18 protein-coding genes and 1 pseudogene are annotated in these 24581 nt (G+C 37.7%); 10 read left to right on the forward strand and 9 right to left on the reverse strand.

The window, feature by feature from the left end; translation table 11 throughout:
- Positions 1-98 precede the first annotated feature (98 nt).
- From ACS8MM_RS16225 to ACS8MM_RS16245, 5 genes are all read left to right on the forward strand, one after another.
- A complete protein-coding gene (locus tag ACS8MM_RS16225; protein ID WP_379719200.1) occupies positions 99-2009 on the forward strand; it encodes a DEAD/DEAH box helicase in 1911 nt (636 codons plus the stop codon).
- Positions 2010-2126: 117 nt separating this feature from the next.
- A complete protein-coding gene (locus tag ACS8MM_RS16230) occupies positions 2127-2882 on the forward strand; it encodes a carboxypeptidase-like regulatory domain-containing protein (RefSeq protein ID WP_379719203.1) in 756 nt (251 codons plus the stop codon).
- A gap of 75 nt (positions 2883-2957) precedes the next feature.
- Positions 2958-3524 (forward strand): DUF2306 domain-containing protein, encoded by a 567-nt coding sequence (locus ACS8MM_RS16235; RefSeq protein WP_379719206.1) that lies wholly within the window; start codon positions 2958-2960, stop codon positions 3522-3524.
- On the forward strand, positions 3521-4411 hold the full coding sequence (locus ACS8MM_RS16240; protein WP_379719209.1) for a YARHG domain-containing protein: 891 nt from the start codon (positions 3521-3523) through the stop codon (positions 4409-4411). Before ACS8MM_RS16235 ends, ACS8MM_RS16240 begins: the two co-directional genes overlap by 4 nt.
- Before the next feature lie 125 nt (positions 4412-4536).
- Positions 4537-5703 (forward strand): WG repeat-containing protein, encoded by a 1167-nt coding sequence (locus ACS8MM_RS16245; protein ID WP_379719212.1) that lies wholly within the window; start codon positions 4537-4539, stop codon positions 5701-5703.
- Between the two features lie 7 nt (positions 5704-5710).
- Here the strand turns inward: ACS8MM_RS16245 and ACS8MM_RS16250 are convergent, their stop codons facing one another.
- Positions 5711-6391 (reverse strand): TrmH family RNA methyltransferase, encoded by a 681-nt coding sequence (locus ACS8MM_RS16250; RefSeq protein WP_379719215.1) that lies wholly within the window; start codon positions 6389-6391, stop codon positions 5711-5713.
- A 44-nt stretch (positions 6392-6435) separates the two neighbouring features.
- On the opposite strand from ACS8MM_RS16250, the gene ACS8MM_RS16255 reads away from it, so the two are divergent.
- From ACS8MM_RS16255 to purB, 3 genes are all read left to right on the forward strand, one after another.
- Complete coding sequence (locus ACS8MM_RS16255; protein ID WP_379719218.1) at positions 6436-6870, forward strand: protease inhibitor I42 family protein; 435 nt, start codon at positions 6436-6438, stop codon at positions 6868-6870.
- A 471-nt stretch (positions 6871-7341) separates the two neighbouring features.
- Complete coding sequence (locus ACS8MM_RS16260) at positions 7342-8025, forward strand: SIR2 family NAD-dependent protein deacylase (protein ID WP_379719221.1); 684 nt, start codon at positions 7342-7344, stop codon at positions 8023-8025.
- A gap of 259 nt (positions 8026-8284) precedes the next feature.
- Complete coding sequence (gene purB / locus ACS8MM_RS16265; RefSeq protein ID WP_379719224.1) at positions 8285-9628, forward strand: adenylosuccinate lyase; 1344 nt, start codon at positions 8285-8287, stop codon at positions 9626-9628.
- A 325-nt stretch (positions 9629-9953) separates the two neighbouring features.
- Here the strand turns inward: purB and ACS8MM_RS16270 are convergent, their stop codons facing one another.
- Positions 9954-11267 carry an ammonium transporter gene (locus ACS8MM_RS16270; protein ID WP_379719227.1) on the reverse strand — a complete coding sequence of 438 codons (1314 nt, stop codon included), beginning with the start codon at positions 11265-11267 and terminating at the stop codon, positions 9954-9956.
- Between the two features lie 214 nt (positions 11268-11481).
- On the opposite strand from ACS8MM_RS16270, the gene ACS8MM_RS16275 reads away from it, so the two are divergent.
- A complete protein-coding gene (locus ACS8MM_RS16275; protein ID WP_379719230.1) occupies positions 11482-12663 on the forward strand; it encodes an MFS transporter in 1182 nt (393 codons plus the stop codon).
- A 62-nt stretch (positions 12664-12725) separates the two neighbouring features.
- Here ACS8MM_RS16275 and guaB read toward each other — a convergent pair whose 3' ends face one another.
- The 7 genes from guaB to ACS8MM_RS16310 all read right to left on the reverse strand — a co-directional run bounded on the left by guaB (position 12726) and on the right by ACS8MM_RS16310 (position 22660).
- Positions 12726-14198 carry an IMP dehydrogenase gene (guaB, locus tag ACS8MM_RS16280; RefSeq protein WP_379719233.1) on the reverse strand — a complete coding sequence of 491 codons (1473 nt, stop codon included), beginning with the start codon at positions 14196-14198 and terminating at the stop codon, positions 12726-12728.
- Positions 14199-14278: 80 nt separating this feature from the next.
- Positions 14279-16720 carry a TonB-dependent receptor domain-containing protein gene (locus ACS8MM_RS16285; protein WP_379719236.1) on the reverse strand — a complete coding sequence of 814 codons (2442 nt, stop codon included), beginning with the start codon at positions 16718-16720 and terminating at the stop codon, positions 14279-14281.
- A complete protein-coding gene (locus ACS8MM_RS16290) occupies positions 16701-18056 on the reverse strand; it encodes an HTTM domain-containing protein (RefSeq protein ID WP_379719239.1) in 1356 nt (451 codons plus the stop codon). The genes ACS8MM_RS16285 and ACS8MM_RS16290 overlap by 20 nt, the downstream gene beginning before the upstream one ends.
- A 2-nt stretch (positions 18057-18058) precedes the next feature.
- On the reverse strand, positions 18059-19174 hold the full coding sequence (locus ACS8MM_RS16295) for an imelysin family protein (protein ID WP_379719242.1): 1116 nt from the start codon (positions 19172-19174) through the stop codon (positions 18059-18061).
- 72 nt (positions 19175-19246) lie between these two features.
- Complete coding sequence (locus tag ACS8MM_RS16300; protein ID WP_379719245.1) at positions 19247-20497, reverse strand: DUF4856 domain-containing protein; 1251 nt, start codon at positions 20495-20497, stop codon at positions 19247-19249.
- Positions 20498-20728: 231 nt separating this feature from the next.
- On the reverse strand, positions 20729-21598 hold the full coding sequence (locus tag ACS8MM_RS16305) for a hydroxymethylglutaryl-CoA lyase (RefSeq protein ID WP_379719251.1): 870 nt from the start codon (positions 21596-21598) through the stop codon (positions 20729-20731).
- A 21-nt stretch (positions 21599-21619) separates the two neighbouring features.
- Entirely contained in the window at positions 21620-22660 is a 1041-nt protein-coding gene (locus ACS8MM_RS16310; protein WP_379719248.1) for a quinone-dependent dihydroorotate dehydrogenase, read from the reverse strand.
- Positions 22661-24350: 1690 nt separating this feature from the next.
- Between ACS8MM_RS16310 and ACS8MM_RS16315 the strand changes: the two are divergent.
- Positions 24351-24581 (forward strand): annotated as a pseudogene (locus tag ACS8MM_RS16315) (integrase); the annotation flags it as partial.

The raw sequence follows: 24581 nt of genomic DNA on the forward strand, positions 1-24581 counted from the left end.
TATTGATTATCAAAGATTAATAAAATCACAAATAAAAAGATTCTGCTAGTTTATATCGTTTATAAACACTACTTTTGCACCCAATTTAAAAATAGATAATGAATAAATTTGAACAATTAGGATTGAATGAATCGCTACTGCTGGCGGTTAAAGATCTAGGATTTGAGAATCCGTCAGAAGTACAGGAAAAAGCGATTCCAATACTATTGGAGCAAAACACAGACATTGTTGCATTGGCACAAACTGGAACAGGTAAAACAGCCGCTTTCGGCTTTCCGTTAATCCAGAAAATCGACGCTGATGACAAAAGCACTCAAGGCTTAATTTTATCGCCAACACGTGAACTTTGTTTACAGATCACTAACGAGATTAAACAATATTCAAAATACATTAAGGGCTTACACACCGTTGCGGTTTATGGTGGTGCAAGCATTACCGAGCAGGCGCGTGAAGTAAAAAGAGGTGCACAGATTATTGTGGCTACTCCAGGACGTATGCAAGACATGATCAATCGTGGGCTTGTGAACATTAAAAACATTAACTTTTGTGTGCTTGATGAAGCAGATGAAATGTTAAACATGGGATTCTATGACGATATCTGTTCGATATTATCAGACACTCCGGATGAAAAAAACACATGGTTATTCTCGGCTACTATGCCTCAGGAAGTAGCAAGAATTGCAAAACAATTCATGCACAATCCTCAAGAAATCACTGTAGGTACTAAGAACTCAGGTTCTTCAACAGTATCTCACGAATTCTACATGGTAAACGCTCGTGACCGTTATGAAGCATTAAAACGTTTAGCAGATGCTAATCCAGATATTTTCTCGGTAGTATTCTGTCGTACAAAACGTGATACACAATCTATTGCTGAAAAATTAATCGAAGACGGATACAACGCTGCGGCTTTACATGGTGATTTATCTCAGGCACAACGTGACGGGGTAATGAAAGCATTCCGTGGTCGTCAAATTCAAATGTTGGTTGCTACCGATGTTGCTGCTCGTGGAATCGACGTAGACAATGTAACTCACGTAGTAAACTATCAGTTACCAGATGAAATCGAAACTTACAACCACCGTTCTGGCCGTACAGGTCGTGCAGGTAAATTAGGTACATCTATTGTTATCGTAACGAAGAGTGAAATCCGTAAGATTCACGCGATTGAAAAAATCATTAAACAAAAGTTTGAAGAAAAATCAATCCCTAGCGGAATCGAAATCTGTGAAATCCAGTTATTGCACTTAGCGAACAAAATACACGATACGGAAATTGATCACGAAATCGACAACTATTTACCAGCTATCTATGAAGTTTTCCAAGACTTAACTAAAGAAGAATTGGTAAAAAGAATGGTTTCTGTTGAATTCAACCGTTTCTTATCGTACTACAAATCAAAACGTGACTTATCAAGTCAAGGTGGAGAAAGAGGCGAAAGAAGTTCGGAACCAAGAGAAATCAGAGCTGGTGATCCAGTACGTTACTTCATCAATATCGGTGCAAGAGATGATTTCGATTGGATGCAATTGAAAGACTTCTTAAAAGAAACATTGGAATTAGGTCGTGATGACGTATTCAAAGTTGATGTTAAAGAAGGATTCTCTTTCTTTAATACGGATGGTGAGCACACTGCCAAAGTAATGGAAGTATTGAATGGATTCGACCTTAACGGAAGAAGAATCAACGTTGAAATTTCTAAAAATGACGGTGGAGGAAATTCTTCACGTCGTGACCACAACGGAAGAAATTCTGGTGGAAGAAGAGAAGGCGGATTCAGAGGTGAAAGAAGTTCTTCTCCAAGAAGAGAAGGTGGTTTTGGCGGAAGAAGCGAATCGCGTTCGTCTGACAGAGCTCCAAGAACAGAAAGACGTGGCGAAGGAAGAACTTCAGAAAGAAGAAATGATTCTTCAGACAGAGCTCCAAGAAACGAAAGACGTCCTGGTTCTATCCAAAGACGTTCTGACTCTCCAAGCGCTCCAAGAGAAAGAAGACCAAGAAGAAGCTAAACGATTTCCTATTGAATAAAAGGCCAGTGCCTTTTATGAAATAAAGTTGTTAATTTTCTTTTAAATCATAGTGAAACTACAAAATATCTAGTACTTTTAGAACTTCTAAAAATCAGTATGAAATATTTTGTAGTTTTCTTTTTGACCCTACTTTTCTCCCCGGTATTCTCTCAAGAAACAACCGTTAAAGGAACCATTATAAACGACAACACCTTAGTTCCCATAAGTAATGCGAACATTGTTAACACCAATAAAGTAAGAGGAGCCATTTCGGATAATGATGGTAATTTCGAAATCAATGCCGATGTTAACGACATACTATTAATTTCCTGCTTAGGCTTCCAGTCTATAGAAGTTAGAGTTACCAACGATTGGATAAAAAACCGTACTTCGCGAATTACACTAATCGAAAAAGCCTATGCTCTACAGGAGATTGTCATAGCTCCTTATACATTGACCGGTTATCTGGAAGTGGATGCCAAACTAATCCCGGAACGAGAAAATTACTGGTATTCTATTGCCGGTTTAACCAAAAGATATGAAGGTGGTGAAAACTCTCCCAATGCCTTCTCCCGTGTAATGGGCTCCTTATTCAATCCTGCCGATGCCTTGTATAATTTCTTTGGTAAAAAACCGAAGGAATTGAAAAAACTACGTGAATTAAAGAAAGACGACAATCTACGCACAATACTACAAACAACGTATGACCGTCAAACCATTTACGCGATGTTAGGAATCAACGAAAAGGAATTACAAGAAATCTTAACGCGTTGTAACTATTCTGAAGCGTTCATGAAAAGCGCCAATGACCTTCAGGTTTTGGATGCCGTAAGTGGATGCTACGAAGAATACAAAGTACTCAAGAAAAAATAAGTCGGTTTCTTGCAACTAATCCGTCATTATAAGAGTCTTCTCTGGCTGGTACTGTTTGGTTACTTTTTCTGGTTAATGCTGGAAATTACACTCAAATACATACCCCTAAGTGCTCAAGTGGCTTTCCTGAATATCAAACAAACCGAAGTTTTAGGCGTTCCCTTATATCTTCCGATATTCTATGCACATGTATTGACCTCGGTATTTTGCCTGTTGGCAGGATTTACACAATTCAACAACAACCTACTCAATACAAAACCTCGCATTCACCGTTGGATGGGCAAACTATACGTGGGAACCATTCTATTGTTTGCGGCACCTTCAGGTTTATTTATTGGTTGTTTTGCCAATGGCGGACTCATTTCCAAAATATCGTTTGTGTTGTTAGCCGTTTTGTGGTTTTATTTCACGCTGAAAGCATTCACTTCCATCCAACAAAGAAATATCGCAGCACATCAAAAATTCATGTACCGCAGCTTTGCTTTAACCTGTTCGGCAATTACCCTACGTTTATGGAAAGTTATTTTGGTATATTTGTTCCAACCTTCCCCCATGGATGTCTACCAAATCATTGCGTGGTTGGGATGGATACCGAACCTACTAATTATAGAATTCTATCTCTTTAAAAGATTTAAAATATGAAAAAACTACTTGTTGTTTCCGCACTTTTTGCTGTCTTGGTTTCTTGTAAAAAAGAAGCTGAAAAACCATTGGCACAAAAAGAAACCGTTGTCAAAGATGCCGAACAATTCAAAGAACTGTATGGCAACTGGGTGGGCGATTTCATTGCTGAAGAATACGACACGGTGGGCGAATTCGTTCACTCCAATAAAATCAACATTGTTATCAAAAACATTGTGGGCAATCAAGTAATCGGACATAATTTAGTAGCCGGAAACAATCGCGTTTTAACTGGTGAAGTCAATGTAGTCGATTTGGGTGAATTTAAGTTCCTGCTGAAAGAACCCGGTGATAGCAAACGTGACGGTGTATTTACCTTTACCATTAAAAATGACACCCTTGCAGGAGAATGGATTCCTAATAACCCAAAAGCAGTTGTTAAAAAAAGAGTCTACAAACTGACCAAACAAAAATTTGCCTACAATCCGAATCTGATGTTACCTAATGATGAAGACTACACACAATTCATGGACCAATATTCGATGAAAATAGACACGGTTGAATATGAAACGGAAGATGGCGAAAAAGAAACCTATGAAGATCAACTCTACAGAACGGCGTCGGATATTGTAACCAAATTAAACTCCTCCACTACGCTCTTAAAAGAAAGCGATGTAAAGAATCTTAAAAAATTGGAACTGGAAATCCTACGCAATACTATTTTTGCACGTCATGGTTATACGTTCAAAAAGAAAACCTACCGTCAGTTCTTTGATCCGGTAGACTGGTACGTACCGGTTTCTGATGATGTAGCCAACGAATTAACGGTAATTGAAAAACAAAACATCAAATTATTACAGCGTTTTGAGAAATATGCTGAAGAGAATTATGATACTTTCGGAAGGTAACACATTTATAAAACACGGAAAGAAATACACAATATCTCAAAGCATTGCTATTTCCTTCTAATGCATGGCATAAAGAAGAGATTAATTAGAGTTAAATCAACCTTTTTTTCATAGTTATAATCCAAATGTTCAAAAAATTCACAGTCGTATTTACCTTATTATTTACATCATTGCTATTGGCACAAATAAAAACCCGCCCAATAATTCCTTACCGTGACGGGAACAAATGGGGATTTTGCGATACCCTCGGAAAAACAATTGTTGCTCCTTATTTTGATGAGTTAGTCGATATGAACTATTCTATTTTTGAATTCAACTTGGGAAGATTTGTTGCCAAAAAAAACAATGAATTCTTTGTGGTTGATCAAAAGAATCAATTAGTACTAGCACCAACCAAAGCCTATGATTTCGTCAAAATCAATCCTTATAACAGTAAGATGATTGAATTGTACAAAAACAACAAAATGGGGTTTTGCTTTAGTGAAAAAGAGAAATCCTTACCCGAATACGACGAGTTATTTCCGGATATTGAGGGGCGTGTAATTGTCAAAAAAGACAACAAATTCGGCGTAGTCAATTACTTTAATAAGACTATCGTACCAATTCAGTACATTACCTTACATCGAGATAGCCGATACGATACTCTAATCAAAACCCATTTGAAGTTCAAATGGTATTATCAAGATGCCGATCAGAAAGAAGGCTATATCGAGGATCAAATGGTAATGGCAAAAAGCCAAACGAACGAAGAAGATGACGTTGTATTAACGAAAACAATTTCCGATATCGATATAAGAGGTTTGAACTCCCATGACGAAAAACGACTATTCAAACAGTATGACAAAATAGAAAGTGTAAGAAATTCGAATTTCTATTTGGTATATTCAAACAACAAAGTAGGCGTTTTTGATATCGAAAAAGAAGCGTTAGTACTAGCTGTCGAATACGACAACATTGAAACATTCTTGCTTGAAAAAATCTATTTTAAAGCAATCAAAAACAATGAAATAACAGTATTAAACAATCGCTTTGAGAAAATCAACACCTTTGCTATTGATGATTTGTACTACGATAGAAAGGTATCCAACTTTGTCTTTGTACAATCGGGCAAAAAAGGCATCTTTTACTTTAACAATTACTACAAATACATCCCAGCCAAATATACCGATATCCTAGAATACCATTCAATACCAATTTCTAGGGCGTGGAATTTTACCGTATTTAAAGTAAAGAATCCTGATGGAACTATTGGTTTTGTAGGAGAAAATGGCGTTGAATATTTTAAAAACTAATAGACAACTACTTTTGGCTGTGTAACGACTCCAAATACTTCTGGGTAATAAAATCAATGTCTTTGATGGATTTTCGGGTCCAATCGATGCGTTTTTCCATCAATTCGGCTTCGGTGAGTTGCCATGGTATATCGGAATGACGCAATCGGGTTGATACATTCTGGAGTATTATGGCCGCTGAAACGGAGATGTTCAAACTTTCGGTGAAGCCCACCATTGGGATTTTCATAAAACCATCCGCTTGCGACAGCACCTCATCGGACAAACCATGACGTTCGGTTCCGAAAAACAAAGCCGAAGGTTTTGAAATGTCAAAGTCTTCCAGCAAACAGTCGTTTTCGTGCGGTGTAGTGGCTATGATTTGATATCCTCTTTCTTTTAAATTGGTAATACAATCCTGATTGTTCCCAAAACGGTGAATGTCTACCCATTTTTCGGCGCCCAATGCAATTTCCTTATCGATGGCTTTTCCAAATCGCTGTTCTACCACATGCAATTCCTGAATCCCGAACACTTCACAACTGCGCATTACGGCACTTGTATTGTGCAATTGGTACACATCTTCACAAACAACAGTAAAATGTTTGGTGCGCTGTGATAAGACTCTCAAAAAACCCTCTTTGCGGCTTTCGGTGATGAAACCTTCTAAATAACGTAAATAGTTTTCGTCCTGGAATAACGATTGCATTTTGAATGGTATTTATGTATTTTCGGCAAAATAAAGCGTAAAAAGTGAACAAAACAATAAAATGGTTCGGTATTATAACCCTAACTGTACTTGCTGTTGTACTTACTATCCATTTTTGGACAACTAAAGACTACTACAAGCCAGGTGAAAACGGAGAAAAAAACTGTAGTATTGGAGAAACATTCCAAATAGAATTAATCACCAATGGATCGACAGGTTATTCCAATTGTTGGATCAACGAACAGCATTTCAAACATGTTCAATTAATCCAATCCGAATACCATCCCAGTTGGAATGAATCATTGGGTTATGTTGGAGCGGGAGGAACAATGGTATATACGTTTAGTGCGGTTTCCAAAGGAATAGATACTTTGAAAGTAGCGGCCTGCCCAACCGCCAGAGAAGGCAAAAAATGCAGTGACTTCAACGAAACCAATACAGCACCTCACAATCGTTTTGTTATTACAGTAGAGCACTAAAAAGGAGTTCTACTTACTTAATAACGAGTTCACCTAATTAAGTAACGAGTTCACCAAACTCGATTCGTAGTTCACCAAACTAAGTAACTAGTTCACATCTTTTAGTTTATAGTTCACGTTACTTAATAACTAGTTCTCATCTTTTAGTTTATAGTTCACGTTACTTAATAACTAGTTCACATCTTTTAGTTTATAGTTCACGTTACTTAGTAACTAGTTCTCATCTTTTAGTTTATAGTTCACATTACTTAATAACTAGTTCTCATCTTTTAGTTTATAGTTCACGTTACTTAATAACTAGTTCACATCTTTTAGTTTATAGTTCACGTTACCCTACTACTATTTTGAGTAAATTGCGTGAAGGATCTCGTCTGAGGACGAGACAAGTTAAGCGGAAAGCCCACAGTGAGGAACGAACGAGGACTTGCAGCGCATAGCCTGACCCGCAGGGACACGCCCAAAATAGTAAATATGAAAAAGAAAATAGTAGTTTTAACCGGAGCCGGCATGAGTGCCGAAAGTGGTATCAATACGTTTAGAGATTCGAACGGATTATGGGAAAACCACGATATCATGGAAGTGGCTTCGCCCGAAGGCTGGCGCAAAAATCCGGCCTTAGTCTTGGATTTTTACAATAAGCGCAGAGCACAGTTGAAGGAAGTAAAACCCAATCGCGGACACGAGATTCTAGCCGAAATGGAACAAGAATACGAAGTACAGATTATCACCCAAAACGTAGACAACCTGCACGAAAAAGCAGGAAGCACCACCATTTTGCATTTGCATGGCGAACTGACCAAAGTACGAAGTGTTGCTGATGAACAGTATATACTGGATTGGACCGAAGATTTGCATTTGGGCGAAACCGATGCTAACGGTCACCAATTACGACCCCACATTGTTTGGTTTGGTGAAGCGGTTCCTGCCATTGAAGACGCCATTCCCATGATGGAAGAGGCAGACGTAGTAATAATCATTGGTACTTCCTTACAGGTATATCCTGCCGCCGGATTGATGCACTATGCACCACCCCATGTTCCGGTGTATTATATCGACCCGAAACCCGCCACCATTTACGATTTGGCCAATCCACTGAAAGTACTAGCGATGAGTGCAAGTGAAGGGATGGAGAAAGTTAGGAGTTATAAATTATGAGTTATAAGTTATGAGTTGTGAGTGAATAGTCTTTAGCGCTTAGCAAATAGCGCTTAGCGTTTCTTAACAAGGCAAATAATTTCATCACAAGAAATTTGTTTCATCATTTTATGGAATAAAAATTCATTATTGAAGAATAATTACCATGCACTATCGACTAAGAACTAAGGACTAAATACTAACAAAAAAATAACAACTCATAACTTATAACTCATAACTTATAACTATTTTTGCGCTTTCTTAAACAACACACAACACAATGCAACTAACTGAATTGAATGCTATTTCGCCTATTGATGGTCGTTATAGAACTAAAACTGTTTCACTTTCCCCTTATTTTTCTGAAGAAGCGTTAATCAAATACCGCGTATTGGTTGAAGTAGAATATTTCATTGCGCTTTGCGATGCCGGTATTCCACAACTAAGTGGTGTGGCAAAAAGTTTGTATGCCGATTTGAGAAAGATCTATGAAGATTTTTCAACCGAAGATGCGTTATGGATTAAAGAAACGGAGAAAACAACCAATCACGACGTTAAAGCAGTTGAATACTTCATCAAATCAAAATTTGACACTTTAGGTTTACAACAATACAAAGAGTTTATCCACTTCGGACTAACCTCACAAGACATCAACAATACTGCTATTCCATTATCGACAAAAGAAGCTTATGAAAAAGTATACCTTCCTTCGTTGATGAATGTAGTTTCCAAACTGAAAGAATTAAGTGTAGAATGGGCAAACATTCCAATGCTAGCCAGAACGCACGGGCAACCGGCCTCTCCTACTCGTTTAGGAAAAGAAATTTTGGTATTTGTGGAGCGTTTGGAAGAACAAATGCGTTTGTTGTATAACATTCCGTTCGGTGCTAAGTTTGGTGGTGCTACCGGAAACTACAACGCACACAAAGTAGCCTATCCTTCGAACGACTGGAAGGCTTTCGGAACGCAATTCGTTGAAGAAGTATTAGGATTACACCATTCGTTCCCTACAACACAGATTGAACATTACGATCATTTTGCTGCCTTTTTTGATGCATTGAAGCGTATCAATACGATTTTGATTGATTTGGACAGAGATATCTGGACGTATGTTTCGATGGATTATTTCAAACAGAAAATCAAAGCCGGAGAGATTGGATCTTCTGCGATGCCACATAAAGTTAACCCGATTGATTTTGAAAACTCGGAAGGGAATTTAGGAATTGCCAATGCGATCTTCGAACATTTATCGGCGAAATTGCCTATTTCGAGATTGCAACGTGATTTGACTGACAGTACTGTATTGAGAAACATTGGAGTTCCAATGGGGCATACCATCATTGCTTTTGAAGCGACTTTAAAAGGATTGAACAAGTTATTACTAAACGAAGAGAAGTTTGCTGAAGACTTAGAGAAAAACTGGGCAGTAGTTGCCGAGGCGATTCAAACCATTCTAAGAAGAGAAGGTTATCCTAATCCGTATGAGGCTTTGAAAGATTTGACCAGAACGAATTCGGTCATCAACAAAGAATCGATTCATGCATTTATTGAAACCCTGCAGGTTTCCGATAGCATCAAAGCAGAATTGAAAGTAATCACACCCAGTAATTATTTAGGAATTTAATCCTTTTTTATACAATACAAAATCCCGCTAATATCCTTAGCGGGATTTCTTTTTAAACTAACTCCCTGAAAAACAATCAATAAGTTTAACATTTTAAAAGGAAAAACCGTACAATACTACATCATAAAGTTGCTACTTTTATTGTAGGAAAGCAGCGGTTAAGTGCATTCCTGATTGATTTGACTATTGCAATAAGCGTATAAATAGTAACACTAATTTTTTCGATACCCGGCTACAAGGTATTGAGTCCTTAATTTTCTGTGTCAAAGAAGTAATTAAGCTAAAAATCCACAACTACAATTGTGGATTTTCTGTTATAGCGCACTTACAAATATTCTCCATGTTGTGTGATATCCAAACCAAGTTCTTCTTTGTCTTCACTCACTCTTAATGGCGTAATTTTATTGACTACAAAAAACAACAAATACGACATCACAAAAGAGAAAACAGCAACGATGACCAACACAATTAGATGATTGACAAATAATTTCGTTTCACCGAAGAACAACCCTTCGTATTCAATTGCGGGATTGATTTTCTTCGATGCGAAGACTCCAGTAAGCACCATTCCCACCATACCACCTACTCCATGACAACTGAACACATCCAGTGCATCATCTATCTTTCCTTTAGGGAATTTTAGAACCACTATATTACTCACTATACTACTAATCAAACCGATGAATATGGCATGAGGAATACTAACAAATCCAGCTGCCGGAGTAATGGCTACTAAGCCTACAACAGCACCGATACAGGCTCCCATAGCGGATAGTTTATGTCCGAGTATTTTATCGAAGAAAACCCAGGTCATGGAAGCAGTTGCAGCTGCTACCGTGGTTGTTGACAATGCCTGAACCGCCAATGGATTAGCTCCCATTGCAGAACCAGCGTTGAATCCGAACCATCCAAACCATAGTAAGCCTGTACCTAAAAGAACATAGGTTATTCGTGCTGGATTATTTTTAGGATTTTTACGTTTCCCTAAGAACATGGCTCCGGCTAATGCAGCCCATCCGGCGCTCATGTGAACAGCCACACCTCCTGCAAAATCAAGTACACCCATGTTAAAGAAAAGTCCGTCAGGATGCCACGCACAGTGCGTTAGAGGAGCATAAACCAATAAGATGAACAAAACCATAAAGAGTAAATACGCCCAGAACCGAATTCGTTCGGCAAAAGCACCTGTTATCAAAGCCGGTGTAATAATGGCAAACTTCGCTTGAAATAAAGCAAACAAAAGCAACGGAATAGTGGGTGCCAATCCCCAAGAGGAGTTTATCCCAACATTATTAAAGAATAAATTATCCAATGGATTTCCTACGATACCGTACCATGAATCGCCAAATGATAATCCGTAACCAACAATAACCCACAAAATACTCACGATCACCATAGCCATAAAACTTTGGAGCATCGTACTAATCACATTTTTCTTTCCGACCATTCCGCCGTAGAAAAACCCTAAGCCTGGAGTCATTAATAAGACCAATGCAGTAGCGACAATCATCCAAGCCGTATCACCGCTGTCAAATTGTACTTTAGTGGAATTGATCGTGTTAGATGATTCAAAATCAACCAACAAAGAGACGAACGCCAATGTTACTAGAACAAAAGCTAAAAAAAACTTTCTTTTCATAGGCAAAACATTTAAAAATCATTTTAAATATATTACACCCATCAAAAACAACCTAATTACAATTGTACTTTTATTATTTTAAAGATTTACCCCGTTAAAAAATAGGGTATCAAAAATTAATAATTGAAAAAATAAGAATTAAGCAATGCAAAACAACCGTATTTTCTTTTTCAGATAATAAACTCCTATATTTGAATCCAATCCATTTCATACTATGAAAACCCTATCAAAAGACCAAAGCCACTCCAAAGAATCCTATTTATATATGCTATCCAAAGTTTTTGAAAGAACTTCTTATTATGGAATCAGAAGCTTTTTGGTCTTATATATGTTAGAAAACTTACATCTACATCAAGATGAAGCAGTAAAAATCTACGGCATCTTTGCCTCTAGCATCATTATATCTCAAATTTTAGGAGCACTTTTAGGTGATTTATTGATCGGAAACAGAAGAGCGCAACTTATTGGGGGTTGCTTACAATTGATTGGAACTTTGGTACTCTTGGTTCCAACATCTCTGGGGCTATACCTTGGCTTAGGTTTATTATCATTAGGTTCAGGCTTATTTTCACCCAATTTACTTGCCCAATTTGGAAAACTGTATCACAACAAAAAGGCAATCATGGATGGTGCCTTTACCTCCTTTTACACCTCCATCAATATTGGCGCAATACTAGGAGCATACCTCCTAATGATGATTGTATCAAACAATTACCTATTGGGTTTAATAACCAGCTCAATTTTCATGTTGGTTTCCATCATTATTTCATTTTGCATTGATTCAAAAAACAACGAACAGCAATTCGTATTAATTCCAAGCGATACTAACAAAAAAGCTTTGCGTATATTATTTTCAGTCTTCCTATCGATTTCATTTTGGTATTTATACAATACCTATAGTGATCGATTTTATGAAATCATAAGTAACCTAAGAAATACTTCAACATTTAATGAATTTGCCTATATCTACAGTATTAATACCGTATTTATACTACCTGTTGGAATCTTCTTTAGTGTTATTTGGTCCTTTTATTATTTAGATTCTAAAATAAAATTAAGTATCGGCTTCCTATTCGTCGCAATCGCAATGTCTGTATATGCATTTATCGGAGAAAACATTCCCGATCTTATTGCATCAAGTTTATTGATAACATTGGCTGAAAACCTAATAAGCCCAATTCTTCTTTCTGTTGTCACCAAAAATACCAATCCCAAGTATCTGGCTTTAACCCAAACGTTGTTATTACTACCGTCATTTCTAATTTCGGCCGCATTTACCAATGGTTATTTACTACCAAATTATTTCAAGCCAAGTATTGTATTAGCCACTTTAATTGGCATCAGCCTACTTGTTGTCATTTATCTGAACAAGAAAAAGGCAATTTCCTCCATTTGAAAAAAACATAAAAAAAGGGATTCGTTCAACGAATCCCTTTTGGTATGAATAGCTTACAAATATTATCTTGAATAATTAGGTGCTTCTTTTGTAATGGTCACGTTATGCGGATGGCTTTCACCAATTCCGCTAGCAGTGATTCTAACGAAACGACCTGTAGTTTGTAATGTTTCGATGTCTTTAGCACCACAATACCCCATTCCGGCACGAAGTCCGCCAACAAACTGCAACATACTTTCGTTCAATTCTCCTTTGTAAGGAACCCGACCAACGATACCTTCCGGAACTAGTTTTTTCACATCGTCTTCCACATCTTGGAAATAACGATCTTTTGAACCTTCTTTCATCGCTTCTACAGAACCCATTCCACGGTACGATTTGAATTTTCTACCTTCGAAAATTATAGTTTCCCCTGGAGATTCTTTGGTACCAGCCAATAAAGAACCCAACATCACACAATCAGCACCTGCTGCAATTGCTTTCGGAATATCACCCGTATAACGGATACCACCATCAGCAATAACAGGAACACCGGTACCGCGTAAAGCAGCAGCCACTTCCAACACCGCTGAAAACTGAGGAAAACCTACACCAGCCACTACACGAGTAGTACAAATAGAACCCGGTCCGATACCCACTTTAACAGCATCGGCACCATTTTCAGCTAGATACAAAGCTGCTTCCGGAGTAGCGATATTACCCACTACAACATCCAATTGAGGAAATTTAGCTTTTACCAATTTTAATACGTCCACCACACCTTTTGTATGTCCGTGAGCTGTATCAATAATTACAGCATCTACACCTGCATTTACTAAAGCTTCGGCTCTGTCTACTGCATCGGCAGTAACACCTAAAGCAGCAGCAACACGCAAACGTCCGAACTGATCTTTATTGGCATTTGGTTTCTGGGTTAATTTGGTAATATCTCTGAAAGTGATTAAACCGACTAATTTATAATCCGCATTAACTACGGGAAGTTTTTCAATTTTATTGCCTTGCAGAATCTCTTCAGCTTGAGCTAAGGTAGTTCCTTCTGGAGCAGTTACCAGGTTTTGAGAAGTCATTACTTCGGTTATTGCTCTTTCATTATTCTTTTCGAAACGCAAATCGCGATTCGTAACGATTCCTTTCAATTCTTGACTTTCATCTACAACAGGTATACCGCCGATACTAAATTCACGCATCACCTGTTTTGCATCGCCAACAGTAGCAGTCAAAGGCAAAGTAACAGGATCGATAATCATACCGCTTTCCGCACGTTTTACTTTGCGTACTTCAGCTGCCTGCTTTTTAATTGACATGTTTTTATGCAACACACCAATACCGCCTTCTTGAGCCATAGCAATAGCCATAGCGCTTTCAGTTACCGTATCCATAGCAGCAGATACAATAGGTGTATTTAATGTAATGTTTTTTGAGAATTTCGTTTTGATACTTACTTCGCGAGGGAGAATTTCTGAATAGTTAGGAACCAACAGAACGTCGTCATAGGTTAAACCTTCTCCGACAATTTTAGCAGTGTGTGCTTTCATGTTGCAATTTGTAGTTGTAGTTAAATTGCATGCAAATATAGTAAAATTATCTGAACGAGAAAAACCGTTTTAACTTCTCTTTAAAAAACAAATTCCAATGTGGTATACAACACTCGTGGTTCTGAAGGAATGATTCCAGGTCCAGGGTATCCTGTTGCTCTTCTTGTAAAATACCAGTTATTGGTTACGTTATTAATTCCTGCTTCCAATTTGAAACGCTTCCACTTATACGATGCTGAAAAATCCATCACATAATAGGAAGGGATTTCGCCGAAAATACCATAGGTGTTATCATTAGGATCTGTAGTCCTGTTGTAAGCATCTGTGAATTGAGAAGACACATAGCTTAGTTGCGTACTGGTTAAAAAGTTTTTATAACCAACACCCATACCCATCTTAACATTATACAATGGTACAAATTCTACTTTATTCCCTTTCACATTCGGTCGGTCGGATTTTAAATATTCCGATTGAGTTATAGACGTATTGGAGAAAATTTCCCAAGCCAAATTTTCATTTCCTTTGAAGAATGTTTTTTGCAAATTCCAGTTCACAATCGACTCTAATCCGTAAGTTATACCCGTTCCGACATTATCTCTCAATCGAACAGTTGTATTGGAACCGTCAGGATTCCGAGCTTCAAATTCTCCAATTTTATCATCATAATACAATCCGAAAGCACTTACGTCAAACGTAATTGTAGTACCAATTCTACCTCTTGCTCCGAAATCAGAACTATATCCTTTCTCATCGGTAATATTTTCATCGATAGCCTGACCTGCACTTGCGGTTCGAATATCATTAAACGTAACCGAACGATAGTTTTGCGAAACATTTCCATAAAACTCTACTGTATTCCCTTTCGGTTTATAGCTTAGCCCAACTCCCAGCAATAAGAAGTTTCTCTCTTTCACATTATTTTCAGTAAAAGTCTCATCCAAAATAACATTTCCTGCTAGATCGCGATTGATTCTTCTATAGCTTCCGTTAGCCTGTGTTTTAATCACTTCATAACGGAAACCCGGCGTAATTGAAAACACTGGAGATAGTCTAAAAATATTCTCTCCAAAAAGCGCAATATTCAAATTGGGATACTTATAGGATGATTGAGTTCCGTAGAAAGGAAACTCATCGGTAGCCAGTTCAAAATCCGCATCGCTTCCTGAGCTTCCCGGTCCTTGAAGTCCGGAATTATCCGATTGATAATATTTAGCTCCCAATAAAAATGCACTATTATTACCCAATAGATTGTATTTTTTCAAGTAACGCGTTTCCACACCCCAATTGACAAATTCACCAATAATCAAATCGCGTTCTGTTCCTGGAACATCCGCATTCGAGACACGATTTGATCGATACCCCAATGCTTTTCTGGACGCATCCAATCCAAAAAATTGAACCGAAACATCGGCATCGTTATCAAATTTATGTTTCAGGCGCAATGCGAAAAGATTCCAATTGATATCAAACCAGTTTCTCGAACGATTACTTTGAGTTGGATCCTGATTGAACATAAAATCAGTTAAACCACCTGCCTGTTTCGCGAGATAATCAAAGTGTGTATAGTCGAAATGCAATGAAGTTTTTGGAGTAAACTGATAATTCAGATTAGCAAAGAATGTTTTAGCATCAAAATTAGAATTCGGACGAAAACCATTACCTTGCTTATAATTGTAAAAAGAATAGTAACTAAATTTACCTTTCGTTCCGCTTAAGCTGGTGAAATTCGAATAGAAACCGTAAGTAGCACCTGTAAAACGACTCGTTACTTCCATTTCTTTTTGAGCGGGTTTTTTTAATTTAAAGTTAACCATACCACCAAACTGAGTACCATATTGCAACGATGCTGCTCCACGTACAATTTGAATTTCTTCCAAGGCTTCGGTTGGAGTTGCATAATAACTTTCCGGATAACCCAATACATCTGCACTGATATCATAATCATTCTGGCGCGTATTAAAATTAGAAGTTCGGTTGGGATCCAATCCTCGGCCACCTATAGAAAGCTGCAAACCACCATCGTTACTTTCATTGATGGTCAAACCAACTACTTGGGAAAAAATCTGACGCGCATTATTAGTAGCCTTGTTGGCAGTAAGTTTATTCACCTGCACCACTTCGGTCTTCTTACCAGCATAAATAGCCGTTTCTTCAATATCCTTCAATTTACGAACGGATGTGAATTTATCGCGTTGTTTACTAATTACCACTTCTGACAAGTGTGTCAATTTTTCCAAGATCACGGTATTTTTAGTTGAAGTAGCAGTAAAAGATTTTTCAACCATTTGAAAATTGTCTTTATAGAAGACCAATTGGTGTTCTTTAGAATCCTTTACAGGAACAACAAAATTTCCTTCTTTATCAGTATTCGTTTTGTAACCACTATTCTTATCAAAAACCTCAACATATTCTAATTTCAAACCATTAGAAGATAGCACGGTTCCAGAAATTGCATTTTGAGCAAATCCCTTACAAGTTAATAACAATAGAACAACTAAAAATTTATAATCCTTTAATTTCATCTGTAAATGGAAGTATCCACGTTTTGTGTTTGAATGATTCTTTTTCTTTGGCCAAATCGACATTTGGATCGATATATCTTTGGCTTAAACGTCCGTTGAGTGCAACATAGCTTTCCACACGAACTTCGGGGCTTGCATACCCCATTTTTTTATAATAATCATGTAAAAAATGCGCGTACTCTAAGATAAAGTCAGGTTGAAAAGCCATTTGTTTTTCCTGAAAGGGCGTTAGAAATTCGCTATTTTCTACAAATAGTGTCTGTTTAGTTTTCGCATCGGTAACTTTAAATTGAGTATAACCCGACTTTTCCATTAGCATTACACGCCACGAGAAACGAAACCCTTCTTCGGTCCAAAACAACTCATCTGGATAAGCCAGATAGCGGAATGGAAAAACCAACTGTATTAGCAACAATGCAGCTACTATATACATTTTAGGTTTCGCAATTATTGGTATAACATTATCATTTTCAAATACACCTTCATCGATTCGCAACCAGTTTAGCATCTTTTGCAAAACCCTTTTATGAAAATCGGAGGAAAAGAAAATAAGCGTACTGATAATCATCACGTAAGGAAAAACCCCGATTGGGAATAGCATTTTAGTAAAGACGTGGAAGAACACCACCAATATAAAACCGAAAATTCTAGTTCTTCTGTACAACAATAAAAACGGAATGGATAAATCATATAAGGCTCCACACCAGCTGAAGGCATAGTGCGCCCAATTTTCCTTCAAAAACGGACCAACAATTGGCATTCCGGCATTCATGGGTAACCACATTTTAAGTGGCATCGCCTCCAACAACCAATCTGAATTGAGTTTTGCTAAACCAGCGTAAAAGTAGACAATACCCAGGATAATTTTGATAGCATCGACGGTCCATCTTGGAACACGTTGGAATGACAATTCCTTATGCTTATAGGCATCCACTGAATACGATGCATTGGCTGGCAAAAAAATCAACAAGAAAGCCACTACAGAAATAAAATAGTAGTGATTTAGATACGTTGTTTTATCGATAAGTTCGATATAAGTAAAACTCAAGAAGAACGTCGTTATAGCCATTTTGTATTTGTAACCTATAGCAACAAAAAGTGCCGATACGCCACAGATAAAAAATAAAACATAGGTAAAATCCCCTAATGGTTTTACCCAACCAAAACCATAATAAGTAAAATGGAATTGCGGTTTAATGTACAATTTATCGATCCAGTCGTAAGAGGCAAAACGGATAATACTAAAAAGCATCATTAAACCAAACGCCAGCCTGAAAAAAGCTAGCGTTGCGGTTTCTGTTGTAGTATTTAAATAATTTTTAAACTGTTCAATCATGATTAGTCGCCATCAGCATCAACATAATCCACTGTGATATTTAAAGCCGGCATCATGTCGGTTTTAAAATAGACAACATTCCATTGCAATTGGTCAAAAGCAGTAATCATCTTAGAGTTATCCAAAGTAACTTGTTCAGAGAAACTATCGTTTAGCTGTGCATTTGTATTGAAAATAGTAGTAAACTGATTATTGATGATATCACTTAGTTTCTGACCATTTTTCATTACATTCAAGTAATCCAAATACGCTTTCAAACCGTGACTTGTTGTTGCAGAAGCAAAGTATTTACCATTAAAGAAATCTTGAGTTGCTTTTACCCCTTCATTCAATAGTACTTTAGAAATATCATTTTTGTAATATCCTTCTACTTTACCAGCAAATGTAGTACCACTTGAGTACACACCTGCAGGAATCCCTACTTTTCCGGCACGTACATTCTTTTCATAATTCTTTACAAAAATATTAACCATTCGGTTTACAGAACTACTTGCAGTATTACCGTTACTTGCGATGAAAGTATTTCTGTAAGCTCCTTTCCAATCGTTAGTTAACAAATCTGCATTACTTTTCAATCGAGCAGACAAATCAGTTAAATATTGTTTGTATTTCACTGCATTTGAATTCGTAGTATAAAAACCAACGATAGCAGTATCATCTGCACCTAAGCCATTGATCATATAATCGAATGCTGGAAAACCTTGTCTACTGATTTGAGTTAAAGAAGTTAAATTATAACCTCCTGCAGCAATATTCGCTTCAATACCCGTAGCATCAGTTGGATAAATATTAGTGAAGCTTACGAAGCTTATTTCTTCCGCTTTACCAATTTCAAAGATAGAAACATATTGAAACGCTTTATAGGCTTCCAACCATGCTGTTCTTACTTCTGTCAATCCAGCAGTAGAAGGAGCAGCATTAAAGTCAGAAACTTTAGATTGTAACGTTGTAACCTTGGTTTGGTAATTTTCAAACGAAGGAATGATGATATTATCAGTCCAGCTTGTTAGCAAATCCGTTCTATTGTAACCATCGCCTGAAGATTCTGAACCACCATCACCTGAAGAACAAGCAATAATGACAGAAAGAAAACTGAATAAAGCTACTATTTTTTTCATTTTTTGAAAATTTTTGCAAAGTTACAAAAAAGCAGAGGAATTACTTCTTCTGCCTTTTTTTAATTTATGAAATTATAATGACTGCGCCTGAGCTACAGTAAATCCGAATTTAGTTGCGATTTTTTCTGCTAAACCATCGATATGAGTATTCAAGTAATCAATATCCCATAGACCTGGTCTAGGATCTGCAACTGTTCCTTTACCCGCCATTAACTCCGTTAAGATCGCATCTACTTCGGTTTTGGTCATGTATGGATTATTAGTCCCAGGCTTGTTTGTATAACGTAAGCTCATGATGAAACCATATCCTTCTGATAAAGCGTGGAATGCTTTGATACCATTATCACCAGCAGTTAATTTTGCTTTTCCTTCTTTTAAATAGTATACTGCTCTTACCGCAGGAACCAAAGCTAATTTTTCTTTAATGATATTGATTTGCTCGTTACGCGTTTTGTAATCACCTGCAGTAATAGCTGCTCTACCTTTTCTGAAAGCCGCATTGATATCCGCTTTTAGAGTATTGAAATCCGCATCAGCATTTACTTGGTTGATATAGCTATCCCAGTATTTTCCACCACCTGCACCGTAGATGTAACCGTAAGCCTCATCCCAAAGGTGTTCCATTTTAGTGTATCTATGCGTAACAATATTATCCCCGTCTTTTAGCTCAATAAACACTTTATCATCGTTGTCTTTTCGGTTTGTCCCTTCATCAAGAACATCTACACTTAAGTAGTTGTTTACCACTTGATCTAACAAACAAGCTCCCATCATTCCTTTTAAGAATACTTGTTGTGGCTCCAAACCGTTAGCCGCGTACAATCTTTTAGAAGAACCATCTAAATACACACCAGCTTCACCTGCAGCAGCTGCACTTCCTTGACTTGCGGCTTCAGCATTGTCAAATTGTGTTTCAAAGAAACCTCTAACTGAAGTTTGTTCAGCGATAGAACCACCACCTTTTAAGTTCACAAAAAAGTCTCTTGAAGCAGCCGTTTTATTTTTCAACTGTTTATCAGTAGCGTTATTTAAATCGGTACTAGTAAATGGTGTATTGGTATTCGTGAACATATCCGACAATTTAGCATCATCTACGGCAGTACCTGCAGCAGCATTATCTCTGATATAATTACCCATTTCCTGCAACATTAACAATCTATTCGTTTGTCCTTCAAAATACACAGAAGTAACACCCTCATTTTGGAAAGTATAGGTTTCGGGAACTGTATATTCGAATGTTTGTTCGTTATCATCATTTGAACATGATGTTGCGAATAAAGCCATAACTGGTAGAGAAGCTAAAAGGACTTTTTTAAAGTTCATATAGTATTTTATTTAGATTGAATTAAAATAATTTGCCGCAAAGATAAAGACTCATTCTAAATAAGACAAAAATTATTTAGATTATTTTTAAATAGTAATTAACAAAATTCAAAACACATTGTTAATCAAGCTATTGAAAACAACACAACAACGTTCCTTTTTAGAATTACAAAAAAAGTAAGAGTTACAACTAAGTAAATCAAGTCGAAGTACAACTCTACAACATTTTAATTAATGGTATACTGTAAAAATCTTCAAGGCTTCGTTATACGCGCTTTCAAAACTCATAGCACTTAAGTTATGATCAGCTTTTTGTGTAGTGAAATACGACAACAACTTTTCTGTAGGCATATTCCCTGTTAATTTATCGGTAGCCATTGGGCAACCGCCAAAACCTTGAATAGCTCCATCGAAGCGTTTACATCCTGCCTTGTAGGCCGCATCTACTTTTTCATGCCATTTGTCTGGCGTAGTATGCAAATGAGCACCAAATTCGATGTTTGGGTATTTAGGGATGAGATTAGAGAACAAATAGTCGATGACTTCCGGAGTTGAAGAACCAACGGTATCTGAAAGCGAGAGAATCTTCACGCCTCTGTTGGCCAATTTTTCTGTCCACTCCCCTACAATCTCCACATTCCAAGGATCACCATAAGGATTACCAAAGCCCATTGAAATATACGTCACTACTTCCTTATTGGATTTATCGGCGATGTTGAGTATTTCATCTAAAGTTACCAAGGACTCGGCAATGGTTTTATGCGTATTCCGCATCTGGAAGTTTTCAGAAATAGAAAAAGGAAAACCTAAGTATTGTATTTCGGGATGAACGGCTGCATTCTCGGCGCCTTGCGTATTGGCAATAATCGCCAAAAGCTTACTCTCGGTTTTTGACAAATCGAGTTTCGCTAATACTTCGGCAGTATCCTGCATTTGCGGAATGGCTTTCGCTGAAACAAAGCTCCCGAAGTCGATAGTATCAAACCCCACACGCAATAGCGATTGGATGTATTGTACTTTTTTATCGGTTGGGATAAAATCTTTGATGCCTTGCATAGCATCACGGGGACATTCGATGAGTTTGATTCTTTCGGCGTTCATAGACTTCAAAAGTAAAACTATTTATGCTTTTTCTAAAATCTTTTTATTGATTGCTTTGATTAATGCCGGCCCTTCATAAATAAATCCAGTATATAACTGCACTAAAGACGCACCAGCTTCCAGTTTTTCTATAGCATCTTCGGCAGTATGAATTCCTCCAACACCGATAATCGGGAATGATTGATTGCTCTTTTCGGATAGGAATCGAATTACTTCCGTTGCACGTTTCGTTAAAGGTTTCCCTGACAATCCCCCCACTTCTGTTTTATTGGGAGATTGTAATCCGTCGCGCGAAATTGTAGTATTCGTAGCAATTACACCGGCAATTTTAGTGGTATTGACAATTTCGATGATATCCAGTAATTGCTCATCGGTAAGATCTGGCGCAATCTTTAACAGTATCGGTTTTGGCCCTTTAGCTCCTCTAAAGTTGCCCCCTTTTTGCCTATTCAGATCCTGTAGTGTTTGTAATAATTTAATCAAAGGTTCTTTTTCCTGCAATTCTCTTAGTCCCGGTGTATTGGGAGAACTCACATTCACTACAAAGTAATCTACATGTTCGAATAAGGCTTCGAAGCATATTTCGTAATCGTTGACTGCTTCTTCGTTGGGCGTTACTTTATTCTTTCCGATGTTACCACCAATAAGTACCCCATTATTCTTCTTTAGTCGTTCCACTGCTTCGAGCACACCCCCATTATTGAAACCCATACGGTTAATAATAGCGGAATCTTCCAATAAGCGAAAAAGTCTCTTTTTAGGGTTTCCTTCTTGTCCTTTTGGCGTTAAGGTACCAATTTCGATGAATCCGAATCCGAAGTTGGACAATTCCTGAAACAGTTTGGCATCTTTATCGAAACCCGCTGCCAGCCCTACCGGATTTTTGAATGTTAGTCCGAAGACTTTGCGCTCCAAACGAGGATCATTAACTTGATATAGGGATTGAAGTAAGGACGCTACACCTGGAATTTTATTGGCAATACGAACTGCTGAAAAGGTGAAGTGATGCACTTTTTCGGGATCGAAACCGAAAAGTAGTGGACGAATAAGTTGTTTGTACATAGTTGTTGTGTTGTTGTTCTTTTTGAAACGGGTTCAAAACGATGGCAAAAATAGGTATTTAGTTGTAAAGTTGCAAAGTGATGGTGGTTGATGGTTTGTTGTTAATGGTTATTGGTTTGCGGTATGTCTTTGACGGGTGTTCCCTGTTTATAAAGTTATAACGTTGGAATGTTGAAAGTTCGTTCATTAATAGAAGAATTCAAAAAGGTTCTCGATGCAATTTGCTTCACTGCGTTGTGCAAAGTGGTTTCTTTTCATTTGTCTTGACATCTCGTCTGATGACGAGACACCGCAAAGGTCAAGACTGCATAGTCTACTCCTAAAAACTAACTCAGTACTGCGCTGCGTGACCCGAACCGCTCGTCGTGGTTTCTTTTCTTTTGTCTTGACACAAAAGAAACAAAAGGTCAAGGCTGCGATTCTCGGCGGTCCAATTCCATTTCGAATCCTAAAAGAAAAGAACTCGCCCTCTAGGCTCAAACAGCTTTTCTTTTTACGGATTCTTCAATGATTGGAACCTCGCCTGCGAATCTGAGGCCGAAGGGAGTGACGTAATAGAAATCTAATAATTACTTTACTATTTTGTTTTGCAATACAAACCCCTCGTCGTACCTCCTCGACTTGTACTTTCTTTTTTGTCTTGACACAAAAAAGAAACAAAAAAGGTCAAGACTACATAGTCTACTCCTAAAAAATAAGTCTGTACTGCGCTTCGTGATCCAAACCGCTCGTCGTGCCTTCTCGACATGTCTTTTCTTTTTTGTCTTGACACAAAAAAGAAACAAAAAAGATCAAGACTGCATAGTCTACTCCTAAAAACTACCTCAGTACTGCGCTGCGTGACCCGAACCGCTCGTCATTCCTCCTCGGCTACGCGGATCACTCTCTCTGCGTACTTTCGTTGTTTTTAACGGAGTATCCTATTAGGTCGATTGAGGATGACGCAATAGGAATCGATATTCGTTCCTCCTCGGCTACGCGGATCACTCTCACTGCGTACTTTCGTTGTTTTTGACGGAGTATGCAATGAGATCGGGTTGGGGATTGCGGTACGGGAGTGATGGGAGTTAAAAAGTAGCGTGCGGAAACCATAACTTAGCGTGCATTTGATACTATTGAGCGTGCGGATAAAATAATTTATCGTGCGGATGGTAATTGTAAGCGTGCGGATGCCATAATGTATCGTGCGGATGGTAATGGTAAGCGTGCGGATGCCATAATGTATCGTGCGTTTGGTAATTGTAAGCGTGCGGATGCCATAATGTATCGTGCGTTTGATAATTGTAAGCGTGCGGATGACATAATGTATCGTGCGGATGGTAATGGTAAGCGTGCGGATGTAATTATGTATCGTGCGTTTGATGATTGTAAGCGTGCGGAGGGAATAATTTACTGTGCGTTTGATAATTGTAAGTGTGTGGATGTATTAATTTACCGTGTACTAACAACTATTCAAAGAAAGGCATAAAAAAACCTTGCAACAGAGCGGAAAATTGAAATTTGGATTGTTGGATTGTTAGATTATTAGATTGTTCGATTATTGGATTGTTGGATTGTTGGATTTTTGACTTTAGTATGGCTTCGAGATCCTCAGCCACTACGATACTTCAACAGGCTCAGTAACCGCCGCTGACAGGGTTGTGAATTCGGTATAAAATTCTTATATTCACGTTTTTATAAGCCCGACAAAATGAAATGGAATGCACGCCTGATACGACACCACGGAGAAATCCGAATTGCTGTTATTTTTGAGAAAAACAAAGAACTGATTGCCCGAATCAAGCAATTTGAAGGTTCCAAATGGAGCCAAACCCTAGAGTTATGGCATGTTCCCGATACTGAAGCCAACAGAATCCGATTTAAATTAAAAACAATACAAGAGTCTATGCCTTCTGAAGAAGGTATTTTAGCGATTGAAAAT

The organism is Flavobacterium sp. MAHUQ-57 (assembly GCF_051908335.1).
In the GTDB taxonomy this organism is placed as follows: Bacteria; Bacteroidota; Bacteroidia; order Flavobacteriales; family Flavobacteriaceae; genus Flavobacterium.

Excerpts from the sequence above, each read along its gene's own strand:
- ACS8MM_RS16225 (WP_379719200.1), top strand. The coding sequence starts at position 99 with ATGAATAAATTTGAACAATTAGGATTGAATGAATCGCTACTGCTGGCG.
- ACS8MM_RS16230 (WP_379719203.1), top strand. The coding sequence starts at position 2,127 with ATGAAATATTTTGTAGTTTTCTTTTTGACCCTACTTTTCTCCCCGGTA.
- ACS8MM_RS16235 (WP_379719206.1), top strand. The coding sequence starts at position 2,958 with ATGCTGGAAATTACACTCAAATACATACCCCTAAGTGCTCAAGTGGCT.
- ACS8MM_RS16240 (WP_379719209.1), top strand. The coding sequence starts at position 3,521 with ATGAAAAAACTACTTGTTGTTTCCGCACTTTTTGCTGTCTTGGTTTCT.
- ACS8MM_RS16245 (WP_379719212.1), top strand. The coding sequence starts at position 4,537 with ATGTTCAAAAAATTCACAGTCGTATTTACCTTATTATTTACATCATTG.
- ACS8MM_RS16250 (WP_379719215.1), bottom strand. The coding sequence starts at position 6,391 with ATGCAATCGTTATTCCAGGACGAAAACTATTTACGTTATTTAGAAGGT.
- ACS8MM_RS16260 (WP_379719221.1), top strand. The coding sequence starts at position 7,342 with ATGAAAAAGAAAATAGTAGTTTTAACCGGAGCCGGCATGAGTGCCGAA.
- purB (WP_379719224.1), top strand. The coding sequence starts at position 8,285 with ATGCAACTAACTGAATTGAATGCTATTTCGCCTATTGATGGTCGTTAT.
- ACS8MM_RS16270 (WP_379719227.1), bottom strand. The coding sequence starts at position 11,267 with ATGAAAAGAAAGTTTTTTTTAGCTTTTGTTCTAGTAACATTGGCGTTC.
- ACS8MM_RS16275 (WP_379719230.1), top strand. The coding sequence starts at position 11,482 with ATGAAAACCCTATCAAAAGACCAAAGCCACTCCAAAGAATCCTATTTA.
- guaB (WP_379719233.1), bottom strand. The coding sequence starts at position 14,198 with ATGAAAGCACACACTGCTAAAATTGTCGGAGAAGGTTTAACCTATGAC.
- ACS8MM_RS16285 (WP_379719236.1), bottom strand. The coding sequence starts at position 16,720 with ATGAAATTAAAGGATTATAAATTTTTAGTTGTTCTATTGTTATTAACT.
- ACS8MM_RS16290 (WP_379719239.1), bottom strand. The coding sequence starts at position 18,056 with ATGATTGAACAGTTTAAAAATTATTTAAATACTACAACAGAAACCGCA.
- ACS8MM_RS16295 (WP_379719242.1), bottom strand. The coding sequence starts at position 19,174 with ATGAAAAAAATAGTAGCTTTATTCAGTTTTCTTTCTGTCATTATTGCT.
- ACS8MM_RS16300 (WP_379719245.1), bottom strand. The coding sequence starts at position 20,497 with ATGAACTTTAAAAAAGTCCTTTTAGCTTCTCTACCAGTTATGGCTTTA.
- ACS8MM_RS16305 (WP_379719251.1), bottom strand. The coding sequence starts at position 21,598 with ATGAACGCCGAAAGAATCAAACTCATCGAATGTCCCCGTGATGCTATG.
- ACS8MM_RS16310 (WP_379719248.1), bottom strand. The coding sequence starts at position 22,660 with ATGTACAAACAACTTATTCGTCCACTACTTTTCGGTTTCGATCCCGAA.